The sequence below is a fragment of the Pseudomonas sp. NFACC08-1 genome (assembly GCF_900106735.1).
GTDB lineage: Bacteria > Pseudomonadota > Gammaproteobacteria > Pseudomonadales > Pseudomonadaceae > Aquipseudomonas > Aquipseudomonas fluorescens_Q.
In genome coordinates this window covers 19462-34597 of the sequence record NZ_FNNL01000001.1, presented here as the reverse complement: position 1 = coordinate 34597, position 15136 = coordinate 19462, and the positions used below count along the sequence as shown (strand labels likewise).

Here is a 15136-nt window from a genome sequence, read left to right as displayed (position 1 = left end):
GTCTCCTTCGAACGAGTGGGCTGGACGGCGCGGGGCAATGAGCCCCGACCGGTTGCGGGAACACACGTCAGGCCGGCTCATTGACTTTCCGCCTGTTTGAGTTCCAGCACTTCTTTGGGCGTCACCATGTCGCCCTTGTTGTTGCCCCAGGCGTTGCGTTCATAGGTCACGACCGCGGCGATATCGACTTCCGACAACTGTTTGCCGAACGCGGCCATGGAGGTGCCGGGTTTGCCGTGGAAGACAATGTTCAGGTGATCCTTGATCGGCCCGGTGGCGATTTTCGAGCCCTTGAGTGCTGGGAACATTGGCGGCAGGCCCTGGCCTTCGGCCTGGTGACAAGCCACGCAGGTGGTGTGGTAGACCTTGTCGCCACGCTCAACGAGTTCTTCGCGCGTCCATTCCTTACTGGTCAATTCTTTAAGCTGCGCGGCTTCGGCCTTGCGCTCACCCAGCCATTTCTCATAGTCGGGCTTGCTCTTGACCTCCACCACGATCGGCATGAAGCCGTGGTCCTTGCCGCACAGCTCGGCGCATTGGCCACGGTACAGGCCGGGCTTGTCGACGCGGGTCCAGGCTTCGTTGACGAACCCGGGGATCGCATCGCGCTTGACCGCGAAGGCCGGCACCCACCAGGAGTGGATCACGTCGGCGGAGGTCACCAAAAAGCGCACCTTGGCATCGACCGGCAGCACCAGCGGCTTGTCGACCTCCAACAGGTAGTGCTCGCCCTTGGCGCTCTGGTTATGGATCTGTTCGGCGGGGGTGGCCAGGTTGCTGAAGAACTCGACGTCCTGGCCCAGGTACTTGTAGTGCCATTTCCATTGATAGCCGGTGACCTGGATATCGATGTCCGACTCGCTGGAGTCGTACATCTTGATCAGGGTGGCGGTGGCAGGAATCGCCATCAGCACCAGGATCACGAAGGGTACGATTGTCCAGAGGATTTCGACGCGGGTGTTTTCGTGGAAATGCGCGGCATTTTGGCCGGTTGAGCGGCGGTGCATCATCATCGACCAGAACATGGCGCCGAAGACGATGATGCCGATGACCACACAGATCCAGAAAATGGTCATGTGCAGGTCGAACACTGCGTTGCTGATCTGTGTCGCTCCAGGCGCCATATTCACAGTCCAGGCCGCTTGCGCCTGGCTGAAAATCGACCACAACAGGAGGCCCATCCATACGTGTGGATGTCGCGTCATTGCGGGTTCCCCTTATCGTTCTTGTTATCCCGTAGGCGTAAAGCCTGCGGCAAGGGATCGGCTATTCAGACTGCTTAATTGACTCGCCGCGCCTTGCTGCACATGCAATCGGGTGTCATCAGCTAACTCCATTCCAAACCGAGTATAGACAGCACCTGCAACCTCGCAACGCGATGGCGTAAATCGTTTGAAACAGCCGGGGCTTGCGCTAGAGCCCACGAATGGAGAAGGATGCGACCTGAGTGATGGCAAATCGATATAACTGCGACGTAGCAAGGAAGCGACAGTTATGAAAAATAGGTCTTAGGAGTGTTTTTGCGCCAGCTAAGTTATGTCTTCCCTATTTCATTGCCTTTGTTTCCTGGAGTTGTCATGAACACCGCCGCATTGCGCGAGCAGATCCAAAAAGCCCAACAACACGAGGCCGAAACCGGCCAGTTGACTCGTCAGTTGACGGCCCAACTGCCGAACCTGCACCGAGCCATTCAATTGCCGGACGCGGACGCCAACGACGTCCTGGCGCGTTTTGTCGCCGCTTACATTGAGGAAGTACCCGACCTGCTGGATGCAGCCAATGACGTCGCCAGGGAGGCGGGTATCGAGTCGCAGATCAAACCGGTATTGAAGATTGCCGAACAGTACTTCCTCCAGCCGCCGACCATCATGGCCGGGCATGTCGGGCTCGACAGCCTTCTGGACGAAGCCTACCTGGCACATCGGTTCGTCGAAGAGGTCAACGACCTGTACATCAAGCATTTCGGCCAGCCATTGATCCCCTTGGACATGACGGTCGCCAATCTGATCGCTCACCAATTGATCGGTGAGGCATTTGCCAACCAACTCGATGAAGTGGTCCATCACACGTTCGATGAGATGCTCAACGACGAGACGTTTGCATTGGAGTCGGTAGAAACCTACCGCGAGAAGCTCAGCAGCCCGCAAACCGGCGCGGCCTGGAAGCGCTGGCCGTGCATGTCCCGTCGTCTGGGTGTTGGGCTGGAGCTGGATCAGCCGGCGGCTTGATGGGCCACTCAAGAAAATAGCGGCCCCCGTGGCGAGGGAGCTTGCTCCCGCTTGAGTGCGAAGCACGCACAAAAATGGGCCTGCTGCGCAGTCCAGCGGGAGCAAGCTCCCTCGCCACAATGAATCAAGCAAACCTTGAGTGAGCGGTTGCCTGTGGGAGCGTCAGGCAGAAGCCGCGCCAACCCCCACGGTCGTGCGCAACCGCCCCTCCAACCTGCGCTTGAGCCCGCGGGATTCGATCAGCAGCTTCGAACCCTTGCTGGCATTCGCCCGGCCCCATTCTTCCAGTAGCTCCAGGCACGAGTGATCGATGTAGCTCAGGTTATTGAGCGGCACATGCACGGTCGCGCCTGTCGGTATGCTGCCCAGCACTTGGGTCAGCGCCGGCACCTTGAGGAAGGTCGCCGCTCCGACCAGTCGCAGTTCCATTTCGCCTTCCTGGGGCAGGTCGATCAGGCTGATTTTCAGCCGTGAGGCTTTCCAGGCCAGTTTCGCCAGGGTCAGGCCGAAGCCGATCAGCACACCGGTCAGCAGGTCGGTGAAGATGATCGCCAACGCCGTCGCGGCGTAAACGAACATCGGCATCCGGCCATAACGGCCCAGGCCGCGAAACGCCTTGAGGTCCACCAGTTTGAAACCGGTGTACACCAGCACGCCCGCCAGGCTCGCCACCGGAATGCTTTGCAGCACGCTGGATAGCAACAACACGAACAGCAGCAACCACAGGCCGTGGAAAATCGTCGACATCCTCGTGGTGGCCCCAGCTTGGACGTTGGCCGAGCTGCGCACGATAACCCCGGTCATCGGCAGGGCGCCGAGCAGGCCGCAGAGCATGTTGCCGATACCTTGGGCCGACAGTTCGCGGTCGAAGTCCGCACGGTCACCGCTGTGCATACGGTCCACGGCGGCTGCCGACAGCAGGGTTTCGGCGCTGGCAATGAAGGCGACAGCGAAGGCGGCGATCAGCAGCGTCGGGTCGGCCAGGTTAAGCAGGTCCGCCGGGCGCAGCCAATCAATGGCTTCGGCGAGGTTCTCCGGGACTTCCACCCGTTTGACCTGCAAGGCTAGCAGCAGGCTGGCGATGGTCGCCAGGCCCACCCCAAGCAAGGCGCCGGGAATGAAGCGCAGGCTGTGAGGGCGAAACTTCTCCCACAACCACATCACCGCAATCGTCGACAAACCAAGCAAGCCGGCCTGCCAGCCGAAGGACGGCAAGGCCTGGGCCACCGCCGCCGGGAACGCCGCGAGGTTATCCAGCCCTGACGGCTTGGGCGCGGCGTCGAGCATCACATGGACCTGGGACAATACGATCAGCACGCCGATACCCGCCAGCATCCCGTACACCACCGCAGGCGCGGTGACCCGGAACCAGCAGCCGAGGCGAAAGCGCCCGGCCAACAATTGCAACAGACCGGCCAGCAACAGGATCGGCCCGAGCATTGCCACGCCATGCTGGCGCACCAATTCGAAGACCAACACCGCCAACCCGGCGGCCGGGCCACTGACTTGCAGCTTGGAACCTGCCAGGAAACCCACCACCAGGCCACCGATGATGCCGGTGATCAGGCCTTTGGCCGGTGGCAGGCCGGACGCGATGGCAATGCCCATGCACAAGGGCAGCGCCACCAGAAACACCACCACCGAAGCCAATAGCTCCCGTGGCAGAACAGCTTTTAATTGAGCACGCATGGCGACTCTCCCGAAGTTTTCTTCAGGCATGGCAAGGCCCTACCGCGCAAATGGCGGCAAGGCTTGAACCACACAAGTTTAGGAGTGGTTAGAAGCGCGCTTTGGGCGTCGCCACCGGTATCGGATGGCTGCCATCGAGCGGCAGGAAACGTCCCTGGTCCGCGTCATAGGCTTTGATCTCGCTGGTCTCGATGTTGTACACCCAGCCATGGATGAACAGCTGACCATTGGCCATGCGCGATGCGACCGAGGGATGCGTTCGCAAATGCTGCAACTGTGCGATCACGTTCTCTTCGGTGAGGATCGGCATGGTCTGTTTTTCGTCGCCACACGGACAGTTGTCGTGGACCATGGTCTTGGCCACTTCGGCGTGGCGCAGCCAGGCCTTGACCGTGGGCATTTTTTCCAGGGTGTCCGGGTTGAGCACGGCACGCATGGCGCCGCAATCGGAATGGCCGCAGACAATGATGTGCTGCACGCCGAGGGCCAGTACGGCGTATTCGATGGCGGTGGAGACGCCGCCGTTCATTTGCCCATAAGGTGGAACGACGTTGCCGACGTTACGGGTCACGAACAGGTCGCCGGGGGAGCTATGGGTGATCAACTCGGGCACGATGCGCGAGTCGGCGCAGGTGATGAACATCGCCCGGGGTTTCTGGGCGGTGGCGAGTTTCTTGAAGAGCTCTTCCTGTTGCGGAAAGATCTCGTGATGGAAATGCAAAAAGCCGTCAACAATATGCTGCAGCGCTGCATCGGCGGTTTCCGCCTCGGGTTGGGCTGAAGCCGACGCAGCCAACGGCTGTTTATCCTTGTCACTCATGATTCATCCTCTTTGACGGAACCAGTGGCTAAAACATCCAGGTCGACATGTTCGACCCGTCAGTCACTCGAAGAACAAGGTAGCGGCCGAAACTTAACTCAAACTGAAATCGAAGGCTCTAGGACAACGATTACAGGGGTGGCGAAACACTGGCGCAGTTCATGTCCAGTAGCCGTTCCAAGGTCAACTTTAATCAAATCAAAGACATCTGTCGGCCCGGCGGACAGAAGGCATCGCAATCCAGATTGTATCCGTCACGGCGCTCCAGCCCCAAGCGCTTGAGTGCCTTGACGAAACGCTGGGCCAGCAGGTCGGCGAACGGGCCTTCACCGCGCATCCGCGCACCGAAGCGGCTGTCATACAACTCGCCGCCGCGGCTCTGGCGGACCAGGCTCAACACATGGGCGGCGCGCTGCGGGTAGTGCGCCTGCAACCAATCCTCGAACAGCGGCGCGACTTCCAGCGGCAGGCGCAGCATGACGTAGGCGGCATTCTGCGCGCCGGCGGCGTGGGCTTCGGTCAGCAGGCTCTCGATCTCGCTGTCATTGATCATCGGGATCATCGGTGCACACAGCACCCCCACGGCTATGCCCGCCTCGCGCATGACCTTGATCGCACGCAACCGCGCCTTGGGCGCTGCCGCGCGGGGTTCGAGAATACGCTTGAGCTCATCGTCCAGGGTGGTGAGGCTGATCATCACGTGCACCAGGCGTTGTTGCGCCAGCTCGGTCAGCAGGTCCAGGTCGCGCAGGATCAGCGAACCCTTGGTGACGATGGTCACCGGATGCCGATAGCGCAGCAGCACCTCGAGAATCCGGCGGGTGATCCGTTGTTCACGCTCGATAGGCTGATAGGGATCGGTGTTGGATCCCAGCGCGATCGGTGCGCATTGATAGCCGCGCCGGGACAATTGCTCTTCAAGCACATCGGCGGCATTGCTCTTGGCGATCAGCTTCGTTTCGAAATCCAGCCCCGGCGACATGTCCCAATAGGCATGGCTGGGGCGCGCATAGCAGTAGATGCAGCCGTGTTCGCAGCCTCGGTACGGGTTGATCGAGCGGTCGAAGGGGATATCGGACGAGGTGTTGCGGGTAATGATGGTCTTGGCCATTTCGATGCGCACTTCGGTGCCCTGGGTCGGCGGGACTTCCTGATACCAGCCGTCGTCCTCGGTCACCGAGCGGCTCGGGGCAAAGCGATTGTGCGGGTTGGCAGCGGTGCCGCGACCGCGCGGCGGCAGAGAGGCTGACATGGCGATACTCCAATAGCTGTATGTGCATACAGTATTCGCTGCCTTCCATTTAGGCCAGTGCCATTCAGCAGTCCGATGGGCACCCGGTGCGCAATTCACAACACTTTGACATCCTCCTTACGGGGTTTTAACCGGAGCGAGCCGAAACTGGCCGTCTCGTACTTTTTCGCTCCTGGTCGCTCCTGCATGTTCAAGTTATGTACCCGTTCACTGCTCTGCCTGGCCTTGCTCGTCGGACTCTCCGAATCCCCGGTCCAGGCGGATGATGCCGCCGGGACGAGGCCTGCTGAATGGGCCCGACCAGTGGAAAAGGACTACAACCTTTACCAGATGTCCCCTACGCTCTACCGCAGTTCCTTGCCGGACGGCGGGGCTTTGCCCCTGCTGGGCAAACTCAGGATCGGCACGGTCATTACCTTCCTGCCGGAGTCGGATAAGCGCTGGCTGTCCACCCCCGGCATCGAGCAAGTGCAGTTGCCCTATCGCACCAACCATGTCGACGACAGTGACATTCTCCGGGCCCTGCGCGCCGTGCAGGCTGCCGAGGCCAAGGGGCCGGTGCTGATGCACTGCAAGCACGGCTCGGATCGCACCGGGCTGGTGGCCGCCATGTACCGGGTGGTGGTCCAGGGCTGGAGCAAAGAAGATGCCCTGAACGAAATGACGGAGGGCGGCTTCGGTGACAGCCATCACTTCAAGGATGGCGTTCGCTACATGATGCAGGCCGATGTGGAAAAACTTCGCACGGCATTGGCGAACGGCGACTGCAGCACCAGCGTGTTTGCCCTGTGCTCCCTGGAAAGCTGGGTCAATTCAACGACGACGGCGCGACACCTCGATCCTCAGGTTTTGCAGCCGGAGCATTGATCGGCGATGGGCCGATAAAGGCGGCGATGGATTCGGACAGTGGCCGCGAGTCGCCCGGACCAAACACGGTTTCGCGTAGCGCCCGGCCTGTCGCCGGGTTGAACAGGCCGTCGCGCTTGAACCGCTCGAACACGCTGAGGGCCCATTTCTTCGACCAGGGATAGGCGTAAATCCTCGCCGCATAACCGGTCACCATGTAGTCCAGGCCATTGGGCCAGCGTTCGTTCGCGAAAGAGGGCAAATGCCCCGTGTGCGCGTTGACCTGGTCGAACACCTGCTGGACGCTACGCCCGTCGCCGTGGGTCCGATGCAGCTCCATATCGAATAACGCATTGCGCAACAGCAAGGCGGTTTCCCAACTGGCCTGAGTATTGGCGAAGGTCAGCAGTTGATCAGCGACCTTCTCCGGCATCGCCGCACCGGTTTGGTAGTGCTTCGACACGCGGACCAGGCATGGCTTGGAGAAGCACCATTGTTCCAACAGCATGCCGGCAAACTCGGACGTATCGCGGGATAGATCGCTGATGCCCGAAATCTCGCGGTACTCGGCCCGGGTCAGCAGATGATGCAGGCAATGGCCGAACTCATGAAACAAAATGCGCAACTGCAGGTGGTCGAGCACGGCTGGCTGGGCACCCGAGCCGCGCGGCAGCCAGCCATGCAGGATCGCGATAGGGTAACGGGGCCGACCTTCGGCGGTGATGGAGCGGTTTCGCAGGGTGGTGGTATTGGGGTAGCCATTGCGGTTCGCGTCGTCGAACGGATCGAAATACAGGTAGCCGATGAGCTGATCCCACTCGCGAACTTCGAAAAGCCGCACCTCCGGATGCCAGGTGGCAACGTCCTGACGTTCGATGAAATCCACCCCGAACAGCTCCGTTGCGATCAGCAGCAATTGTGCAAATGTCGACGCCAAGGGAAACCAGGCACTGAGCGCATGTCGGGAGGTTCCCGCCGTCTGCTGGCGAAGCTTTTCCGTCAGGTACGGATAATCCCAAGGTTGCAGCTCGCTGAAACCCTGCAGGCGGGCAGAGGCCTTGAGCTGTTCGGTGTCTTTGGCAAAAGCGCTTTGGTGCAGGGCGAGTTGCCCGCGCAAGAATGTCGTGACCTGCTCGGCCGATTCGGCTTGTTCTGGCTCGAGCGCCATTTGGGCGAAATTCGCGTAGCCGAGTGCTGTCGCGTACTGGTGTCGATCATCGAGCAATTGCTGGAGAACCTTGCCGTTATCGAACTGGCCGGCGTGGGGCCCCTGGTCCGATGCGCGGGTGCTGTAGGCCACGTACAGTGCTTGGCGCAAAAGGCGATTGTCGGCGTAGCTCGTGACGATGCCAAATGACTCATCGCTGAGGGCCAGCCGCCATCCGGTGTGCCCGGCCTCGCGCGCCTGGCGGGCCATCTGCTGCTTGAAGGCCGAGGGCAGGCCGCTCAACTCGCTTTCATCGTCGAAGGTTTTGCTCCAGGCGTTATTGGCCTTGTGCAGGTTCTCCAGAAACAGTTGTTGAGCCCCTTTGATGCGGCGCTTCAAGGCGTCCAGGTCGGGTCGCGACGTGTGCGCCAGACCGTTCTGGCGAAATTGTCGGAGGATTTTTTCCAGGACGCGTGTGCGCGCCGGTTCGAAATGCTGGGCGATCTGGCTGTCTGCCAGGCGCTGATAAAGTTGGAACAGTTCCGGATGCTGCCTCAGCCAGCGCTGGAAATCATGCAGCCGCGCCGTGCAGTCCAATGAAGCCTGCGTCCATGCGTCCCCGCTTCGGGCCGAGGCCAGAAGGTCCAGTAGGGCGTCGAAACCTTCCAATCGCGTGTGGATTTCATCCATGGCCAGCACCAGGTCATCCCAGGTGGGAAACGCTGCCTGGGTCTTGATGATATGGGCGACCTGGGCACGGCTCTCGGCCAGGATCCGGTCAAGGGCCGGTGAGAAATGCCTGGCTTTGATTCGGTCGAAAGGGGGCAGGTCGTAGGCCTGCAACAGCGGGTTGTCAGCGTGGGGCATGGAAGCCTTCCTGTCAGTGGACTTGATGAACAAGTCTGGGCAGGAAGGCCGTTAGCCCTGCGGTATATATGTACCGCTTCCGGGCCGGGCGGCCCGGAAGGTGATGCCGCAGATGTCAGTCGGTTTTTTTCTTCAACTTGGGGTTGGGGAAAAACTGCACCGCCTGGACCTTGGCGTCCGGCGCTTTAAGCGCCGACGTGTTCACGCGGGTGCCCAACTCCTTGGGCACCGACAGGCCTTGCTCGTTGAGTGTGTCGGAATAACCGCAGGCCACACATTCACGGTGCGGTACGCCGTCTTCGTTCCACATCATCAATTTGTCCGGCTCGCTGCAGGCCGGGCAGACCGCCCCGGCGATGAAGCGTCGTTTGGTAATCACAGGTCCCTCACTCATGCTGCCGCGTCCTCGGTCAGGCCGCTGTGGCGCAAGAGTGCGTCAATCGACGGCTCACGGCCACGGAAGTCGACGAACAGCACCATCGGCTCCTGGGAACCGCCACGGGCCAGGATCGCCTCGCGGAAGGCGCGACCGGTGTCGGCATTGAGCACGCCGTCCTCTTCGAACTTGGAGAATGCATCGGCTGATAGCACTTCCGCCCACTTGTAGCTGTAATAGCCCGCTGCGTAACCGCCAGCGAAGATGTGGGCGAAGCTGTTGGGGAAACGGTTGTAGGCCGGAGGACGCATGACCGACACCTCGTCGCGCACGCCTTCGAGCACTTGCGCCACGCTGCGGCCGTCACCGTGAGTGGCGTGCAGCTCGAAGTCGAACAGCGAGAACTCCAGTTGGCGAACCATCATCAGGCCGGACTGGAAGTTTTTCGCCGCGAGCATTTTCTCCAGCAGGTCCTGGGGCAACGGTTCGCCGGTTTCGTAGTGGCCGGAAATCAGCGCCAGGCCTTCGGGTTCCCAGCACCAGTTTTCCATGAACTGGCTCGGCAGCTCCACGGCATCCCAGGCCACGCCGTTGATGCCGGACACGCCGGCATGTTCGACGCGGGTCAGCAGGTGGTGCAGGCCATGGCCGAACTCGTGGAACAGCGTGGTGACTTCGTCGTGGGTCAGCAGCGCCGGCTTGCCGCTGTCGGCCGGGGTGAAGTTGCACACCAGGTTGGCGACCGGGCTTTGCAGGACGCCATCGATCGTACGGCGACGGTCGCGGGCGCCATCCATCCAGGCACCGCCACGCTTGTTGGCGCGGGCGTAGAGGTCGAAGAAGAAGCGGCCGACGTGCTGGCCGTTCTCCTTGATTTCGAACAGGCGCACGTCCGGGTGCCAGCTGTCGAAGCCTTTCAGTTCGGCGATCTCGATGCCGTACAGACGCTGGACGATGGCGAACAGGCCGCTCAGGACCTTGTCGATCGGGAAGTAGGCGCGCAGGGCTTCCTGGGCCACGCTGTAACGCTGCTGGCGCAGTTTTTCACCGTAGAAGCCGCTGTCCCAGCTTTGCAGGTCGGGGCAGCCCTGTTCGGCGGCGAAGGCCTTGAGCTGTTCCAGGTCCAGGGCCGCGAACGGCTTGCTGCGCTTGGCCAGGTCACGCAGGAAACTGAGGACCTGGTCGCTGGACTCGGCCATCTTGGTCGCCAGGCTCAACTCGGCGAAGTTGGCGAAACCGAGCAATTGGGCCAGTTCCTGACGCAGGTCGAGGATCTGTTCCATCACCGGGCCGTTGTCGTTCTGGCCGGCGTTCGGGCCCTGGTCGGAGGCGCGGGTGCAGTAGGCGGCGTAGACTTCTTCGCGCAGGGCGCGGTCTTCGGCGTAGGTCATCACTGCGTAGTAGCTGGGGAATTCCAGGTTGATCAGCCAGCCGTCCAGCTCCTTGGCCTGGGCAGCGGCGGCCATTTGCGCCTTGGCCGAATCGGTCAGGCCAGCGAGGGCGGCTTCGTCAGTGACGTGCTTGGTCCAGGCCTGGGTCGCGTCCAGCAGTTGATTGGAGAAGCGGCTGCCCAGCTCGGACAGTTTGCTCTGCACCTCGGCGTAACGCTTCTGCTGCTCCGGTGGCAGGTCGATACCCGACAGGCGGAAGTCACGCAGGGAATGTTCCAGGATGGTTTTCTGCGCCACGTCGAAACCTGCGGCTTCAGGGCTGCTCGCCAGGGCTTCGAAGGCCTGGAACAGCTCGCGGTTCTGGCCCAGCTCGGTGGAGTAGGCACTCAGTGCCGGCAGGCAGGCCTCGTAGGCTTCGCGCAGTTCCGGGCTGTTGCGCACGGCGTTCAAATGACTGACCGGGCTCCAGGCGGCGCCCAGGCGATCATTGAGTTCGTCCATCGCCAATACCAGGCCGGCCCAGGTAGGCTGGCTGCCCTGGGTCTTGAGAATTTCAGCGATGGCGGCACGGTTGTCAGCCAGGATCTGCTCGATGGCCGGTTGCACGTGCTCGGCACGGATCGCCGAGAATGGCGGCAGGTCATAGGATTGCAAAAGAGGGTTGTTCACGCTCACGGTTGACACCTTGGCTGGAAGAAACATGGGCCCATCTTAATTACAATCGACGTTCACCGCAGCTAGCAGCACCTATCAGTAACAAAGAGAGAGCCTATCGTGACCCTTCGCACGTACCAGAATCACAGCCCGCAGTTAGCCCGTGGCGCTTTTGTCGACAGCACCGCGGTGGTGATCGGCGACGTCGAAATCGGCGAAGACAGTTCCGTCTGGCCGCTGACGGTCATTCGCGGCGACATGCATCGCATCCGTATCGGTGCGCGTACCAGCGTCCAGGATGGTTGCGTGCTGCACATCACCCATGCCGGGCCGTTCAATCCCGAGGGCTTCCCATTGCTGATCGGCGACGACGTGACCATCGCCCACAAAGTCATGCTCCATGGCTGCTCCGTGGGCAGCCGGATCCTGATCGGCATGGGCAGCATCGTCATGGACGGCGCGGTGGTCGAAGATGATGTGATCATCGGTGCTGGCAGCCTGGTGCCGCCGGGCAAACGTCTGGAAAGCGGCTTTTTATATGTGGGCAGCCCAGTGAAGCAGGCCAGGCCGCTGACGGACAAGGAGCGCGCGTTCTTCACCTACAGTGCGGCGAACTACGTGAAGCTCAAGGACCTGCATCTGGCTGAAGGCTACGACCAGGCCTGACGGGTTCGCCTGTCACCTCTATTCATCGTGGCGAGGGAGCTTGCTCCCGCTGGGCTGCGCAGCAGCCCCATTACTCCCAGGAACTGCAATGCATTACCAGACTGTACTCTTCGACCTTGACGGCACCCTCACCGACCCCCGCGAAGGCATCACCCGTTCGATCCAGTTCGCCTTGAGCAAGCTGGGCATCGACGAGCCCGACCTGAGCCGCCTCGAGCATTTCATCGGCCCACCGCTGTTGCAGGCCTTCATGCAGTTTTACGACTTCGACGAAGCGAAGGCCTGGGAGGCGGTGAATTTCTATCGCGAGCGCTTCAAGGTCACTGGCCTATACGAAAATCGCGTTTTCGACGGCGTGATGCCACTGCTGGAAACCCTGGGCGACCAAGGGCGCCAGTTGTACATCGCCACCTCCAAACCCTGGGTCTTCGCCCGGGAAATCGCCCGCCACTTCGACTTCGCCCGGCACTTCAAGGTGATCTACGGCAGTGAACTGGACGGCACCCGCACCGACAAAATCGAGCTGATCGCCCACCTGCTGGCCGAAGAAGGCCTCGACCCGGCCAGCACCCTGATGATCGGCGACCGCAAACACGACCTGATCGGCGCCCGCAGCAATGGCCTGGATGCAGCGGCGGTGGGGTATGGGTTTGGCAGCCATGCAGAACTTAGCGCCGAGGGCCCGGCGTATCACTTCGATACGGTGGATGCGTTGCATCAGGCGTTTTTGCGGCGCTGACGGGGCCTCAAGGCGCACACCATCTGTGGCGAGGGAGCTTGCTCCCGCTCGGCGGCGCAGCCGTCGTAATTCGGCTGATGCGGTTTGTCCGTGGGACTGCGCTGACCATCTTTGGGACGGCTTCGCCGTCCAGCGGGAGCAAGCTCCCTCGCCACAGGTACTAGCCATATCCCGGTCCCCCCAAGTATTGGAAAGCAACGGTTCAAGGCCTGAACTGGCTGGGCGCCACGCCGCTCCAGCGCACGAAGGCGTGGCGGAAGCTGGCGGTTTCGCTGAAGCCCAGTCGTTCGGCGATTCGATAGATCGGCAATTGATCCTCGCAGAGCATCTGCTTGGCCCGTTCGAAGCGCAGTTCGTCCAGCAGTTCCTGGTAGCTGCTGCCCAGGTCCTTGAGGTGGCGTCGCAAGGTGCGTGCCGAGCAGTTCATTTGTTCGGCCAGGCCTTCCAGCCCGGGGGCGGCGTTCAGTTGGGCGTCGAGCAACTGGCGGATCCGTCCCAGCCAGGCCTGGCGTCCGGTGAATTCGGTGTTCTGCCGGCGGCAACGTTCGGCCATGGCGTGATGGGTGACGGAGTCGGCCAGGGGCAAGGGTTGGTCGAGCCAGTGACGCTCGAAGGCGAACGCGTTATCGACGCTGTCGAAGCGCACCGGGCACATGAAGAGCTCGGCGTAGCGCGCCTGGTAATCGGGCGCCGGATGTTCGAAGCGTGCCGCACGCAAGGGCAGTGCATGACCAAGGAGGTCGTTACAGATGACCCTCAGCGAAACCATGCAGAACTCGGCATTGAACACCGCCAGGGCCGGATTCTCCCGATAATCGCTGGCGCTGAACCAGACGTACTGGCCGTCATCGTCCAGGTTCAGTTCGAAGAGTGTTCCCAATAGCGCCGGATAGCGCAGTGCCAGGCGCAAGGCGTCACCTAAGGTGGCACTGGTCAGCAGCGCATAGCCGAGCATGCCGTACGACGAAACGTGCATGCGCAGGCCCAGCTCCAGGCCGATGTCGCGCTTGAGGGCCACGGCGTTGGCGCAGACCTGCATCTCCTGGTTGGTGGTGATGCGCGTATCGGCCCGGCTCAGGTCCGCCGCGCTGATGCCGCTGCCGGCCAGCAAGGCATCACTGGGCAAGCCTTCGCTTTTAAAGGTGCTCAGTACCAGTGAGACGGCGTTGAGGGTGGTGAGGTGGGAATGAAGCATGTCCGTTTCCAGCCTGGGGAAGCTGGAAACGGAGCAAGTTATGTGCCGGACGCTTTGTGCTATGACACTGCAGTTGTGGCGAGGGAGCTTGCTCCCGCTCGGGCGCGCAGCGACCGCTGATCATTGGGAGCGCTTCGCGCTCCAGCGGGAGCAAGCTCCCTCGCCACAGGTTAATGCGCAGCCTGGGTCAGGCGAGTTCGCCACACAGGTCCAGCTCAACCAACCGTCGCACCTCTTCCACGGGCAGACCGGCGCCAATCAATGCCTGCAACTTGCCGAACGCGGCTTCACGGGTCATGCCGCCGCCGGACAGTACGCCAACGCCACGCAAGCGACTGCCAGCCTCGTAAACGTCCAGCTCGACGCCCCCTTCATGGCATTGGGTCACCGCCATGATGACCACACCGCTGTCCCGCGCCCGCTCGAGGCTGGCGAGGAAGGCCGGGTTGTCGCTCGGCCCGGTGCCGCTGCCGTAGCATTCCAGCACCAGGCCCTGGATGCCGCTGCCCAGCAGGCCGTCCAGGATCTCGGCGCTGATGCCGGGAAACAGCGGTAGCGCCGCGATGTTCGCCAGTTGCTTGGGCTGGTTGTAATTCAGCTGCGCCGGCAGCGAGGAGGCTTTGAGGCCGCCGCCCTGGCGTTCGAGGTGCTTGAACGGGTGACGACCAAAGCTGCGCACTTTCGCGCAACGGGTTGGCGCCAGCAGTTCACCATGGAAGTACAGATGCACACCCGGCGCCAGGCCTTGGCCGAGAGCGACCAGCGCACCGCTGAGGTTTTCCCAGGCGTCACTGTCGGTCACGCCGGCAGGCAGCATGGAGCCGGTGAAGCAGACCCGCGCATGCAGGCCCAGCAGTTGGAAACTCATCGCCGCGGCGCTGTAGGCCAGGGTGTCGGTGCCATGCAGGATCAGTACGCTGTCGCAGCCCTGCACATCCACGGCATCGACCACCGCTTCGCGCAGTTGCTGCCAGTAGGCCGGTGTCATGTTGGCGCTATCGATCAGCGGCGACATTTCCCGGAAGCGCCATTGCGGGACGACGAGTTCAGGTTGGCTGTGCAGGTAATCGCGCATCCGCGCTTCGAAACCGGATGCCGGGGCCAGGCCGTGGGCGCTGGCTTGCATGCCGATGGTGCCGCCGGTGTAGAGCACCATGACGTGCTGGGCGGCAGGGTAGGTCGAGCCATTCATGGGGTTGTTCTCCGAGGACGAAAACGGCAGCGTGGGTTAGCTGCCACAACATAAGGTCGAGCATGACGCCGACC

The 15136-nt window shown here is 61.7% G+C and carries 13 protein-coding genes; 4 read left to right on the top strand and 9 right to left on the bottom strand.

Annotation, left to right across the window (positions count from 1 at the left end; all coding sequences use genetic code 11):
• Window positions 1-77: 77 nt before the first annotated feature.
• Complete coding sequence (coxB, locus tag BLU76_RS00150; RefSeq protein WP_053126998.1) at window positions 78-1205, bottom strand: cytochrome c oxidase subunit II; 1128 nt, start codon at window positions 1203-1205, stop codon at window positions 78-80.
• Window positions 1206-1577: 372 nt separating this feature from the next.
• Here coxB and BLU76_RS00145 point away from each other — a divergent pair, with 372 nt between their 5' ends.
• The gene (locus BLU76_RS00145) at window positions 1578-2228 is read left to right on the top strand and encodes a hypothetical protein (RefSeq protein WP_063323566.1); all 651 of its coding nucleotides are present in this window, start codon (window positions 1578-1580) and stop codon (window positions 2226-2228) included.
• A 162-nt stretch (window positions 2229-2390) separates the two neighbouring features.
• Here the strand turns inward: BLU76_RS00145 and BLU76_RS00140 are convergent, their stop codons facing one another.
• The 3 genes from BLU76_RS00140 to BLU76_RS00130 all read right to left on the bottom strand — a co-directional run bounded on the left by BLU76_RS00140 (window position 2391) and on the right by BLU76_RS00130 (window position 5989).
• Entirely contained in the window at window positions 2391-3917 is a 1527-nt protein-coding gene (locus BLU76_RS00140) for a SulP family inorganic anion transporter (RefSeq protein ID WP_063323565.1), read from the bottom strand.
• Window positions 3918-4005: 88 nt separating this feature from the next.
• Complete coding sequence (locus BLU76_RS00135; RefSeq protein ID WP_063323564.1) at window positions 4006-4737, bottom strand: carbonic anhydrase; 732 nt, start codon at window positions 4735-4737, stop codon at window positions 4006-4008.
• 193 nt (window positions 4738-4930) lie between these two features.
• Window positions 4931-5989 carry a PA0069 family radical SAM protein gene (locus BLU76_RS00130; RefSeq protein WP_063323563.1) on the bottom strand — a complete coding sequence of 353 codons (1059 nt, stop codon included), beginning with the start codon at window positions 5987-5989 and terminating at the stop codon, window positions 4931-4933.
• Between the two features lie 186 nt (window positions 5990-6175).
• On the opposite strand from BLU76_RS00130, the gene BLU76_RS00125 reads away from it, so the two are divergent.
• Window positions 6176-6856 carry a phosphatase domain-containing protein gene (locus BLU76_RS00125; protein WP_092220960.1) on the top strand — a complete coding sequence of 227 codons (681 nt, stop codon included), beginning with the start codon at window positions 6176-6178 and terminating at the stop codon, window positions 6854-6856.
• Here BLU76_RS00125 and BLU76_RS00120 read toward each other — a convergent pair.
• The 3 genes from BLU76_RS00120 to prlC form a co-directional block, all read right to left on the bottom strand.
• Window positions 6798-8849: a M3 family metallopeptidase gene (locus BLU76_RS00120; protein WP_092220957.1), complete on the bottom strand. Its 2052-nt coding sequence runs from the start codon at window positions 8847-8849 to the stop codon at window positions 6798-6800. The two genes, BLU76_RS00125 and BLU76_RS00120, sit on opposite strands and share 59 nt — an antisense overlap.
• Before the next feature lie 115 nt (window positions 8850-8964).
• Window positions 8965-9243 (bottom strand): YheV family putative zinc ribbon protein, encoded by a 279-nt coding sequence (locus BLU76_RS00115; protein WP_018600854.1) that lies wholly within the window; start codon window positions 9241-9243, stop codon window positions 8965-8967.
• Window positions 9240-11318: an oligopeptidase A gene (gene prlC / locus BLU76_RS00110; RefSeq protein WP_170862086.1), complete on the bottom strand. Its 2079-nt coding sequence runs from the start codon at window positions 11316-11318 to the stop codon at window positions 9240-9242. Before prlC ends, BLU76_RS00115 begins: the two co-directional genes overlap by 4 nt.
• A 72-nt stretch (window positions 11319-11390) precedes the next feature.
• On the opposite strand from prlC, the gene BLU76_RS00105 reads away from it, so the two are divergent.
• Window positions 11391-11936, top strand: a complete 546-nt coding sequence (locus tag BLU76_RS00105) for a gamma carbonic anhydrase family protein (protein WP_092148759.1) — start codon at window positions 11391-11393, stop codon at window positions 11934-11936.
• Between the two features lie 88 nt (window positions 11937-12024).
• Window positions 12025-12675, top strand: coding sequence for an HAD family hydrolase (locus BLU76_RS00100; protein ID WP_092220955.1), 651 nt, complete (start codon window positions 12025-12027; stop codon window positions 12673-12675).
• A 202-nt stretch (window positions 12676-12877) separates the two neighbouring features.
• Here the strand turns inward: BLU76_RS00100 and BLU76_RS00095 are convergent, their stop codons facing one another.
• The gene (locus tag BLU76_RS00095) at window positions 12878-13870 is read right to left on the bottom strand and encodes an AraC family transcriptional regulator (RefSeq protein ID WP_092220952.1); all 993 of its coding nucleotides are present in this window, start codon (window positions 13868-13870) and stop codon (window positions 12878-12880) included.
• Window positions 13871-14057: 187 nt separating this feature from the next.
• On the bottom strand, window positions 14058-15062 hold the full coding sequence (locus tag BLU76_RS00090) for an asparaginase (RefSeq protein ID WP_092220949.1): 1005 nt from the start codon (window positions 15060-15062) through the stop codon (window positions 14058-14060).
• Window positions 15063-15136 lie beyond the last annotated feature (74 nt).

Excerpts from the sequence above, each read along its gene's own strand:
- BLU76_RS00090 (WP_092220949.1), bottom strand. The coding sequence starts at position 15,062 with ATGAATGGCTCGACCTACCCTGCCGCCCAGCACGTCATGGTGCTCTAC.
- BLU76_RS00145 (WP_063323566.1), top strand. The coding sequence starts at position 1,578 with ATGAACACCGCCGCATTGCGCGAGCAGATCCAAAAAGCCCAACAACAC.
- BLU76_RS00100 (WP_092220955.1), top strand. The coding sequence starts at position 12,025 with ATGCATTACCAGACTGTACTCTTCGACCTTGACGGCACCCTCACCGAC.
- prlC (WP_170862086.1), bottom strand. The coding sequence starts at position 11,318 with ATGTTTCTTCCAGCCAAGGTGTCAACCGTGAGCGTGAACAACCCTCTT.
- BLU76_RS00095 (WP_092220952.1), bottom strand. The coding sequence starts at position 13,870 with ATGCTTCATTCCCACCTCACCACCCTCAACGCCGTCTCACTGGTACTG.
- BLU76_RS00140 (WP_063323565.1), bottom strand. The coding sequence starts at position 3,917 with ATGCGTGCTCAATTAAAAGCTGTTCTGCCACGGGAGCTATTGGCTTCG.
- BLU76_RS00115 (WP_018600854.1), bottom strand. The coding sequence starts at position 9,243 with ATGAGTGAGGGACCTGTGATTACCAAACGACGCTTCATCGCCGGGGCG.
- coxB (WP_053126998.1), bottom strand. The coding sequence starts at position 1,205 with ATGACGCGACATCCACACGTATGGATGGGCCTCCTGTTGTGGTCGATT.
- BLU76_RS00120 (WP_092220957.1), bottom strand. The coding sequence starts at position 8,849 with ATGCCCCACGCTGACAACCCGCTGTTGCAGGCCTACGACCTGCCCCCT.
- BLU76_RS00130 (WP_063323563.1), bottom strand. The coding sequence starts at position 5,989 with ATGTCAGCCTCTCTGCCGCCGCGCGGTCGCGGCACCGCTGCCAACCCG.
- BLU76_RS00135 (WP_063323564.1), bottom strand. The coding sequence starts at position 4,737 with ATGAGTGACAAGGATAAACAGCCGTTGGCTGCGTCGGCTTCAGCCCAA.
- BLU76_RS00125 (WP_092220960.1), top strand. The coding sequence starts at position 6,176 with ATGTTCAAGTTATGTACCCGTTCACTGCTCTGCCTGGCCTTGCTCGTC.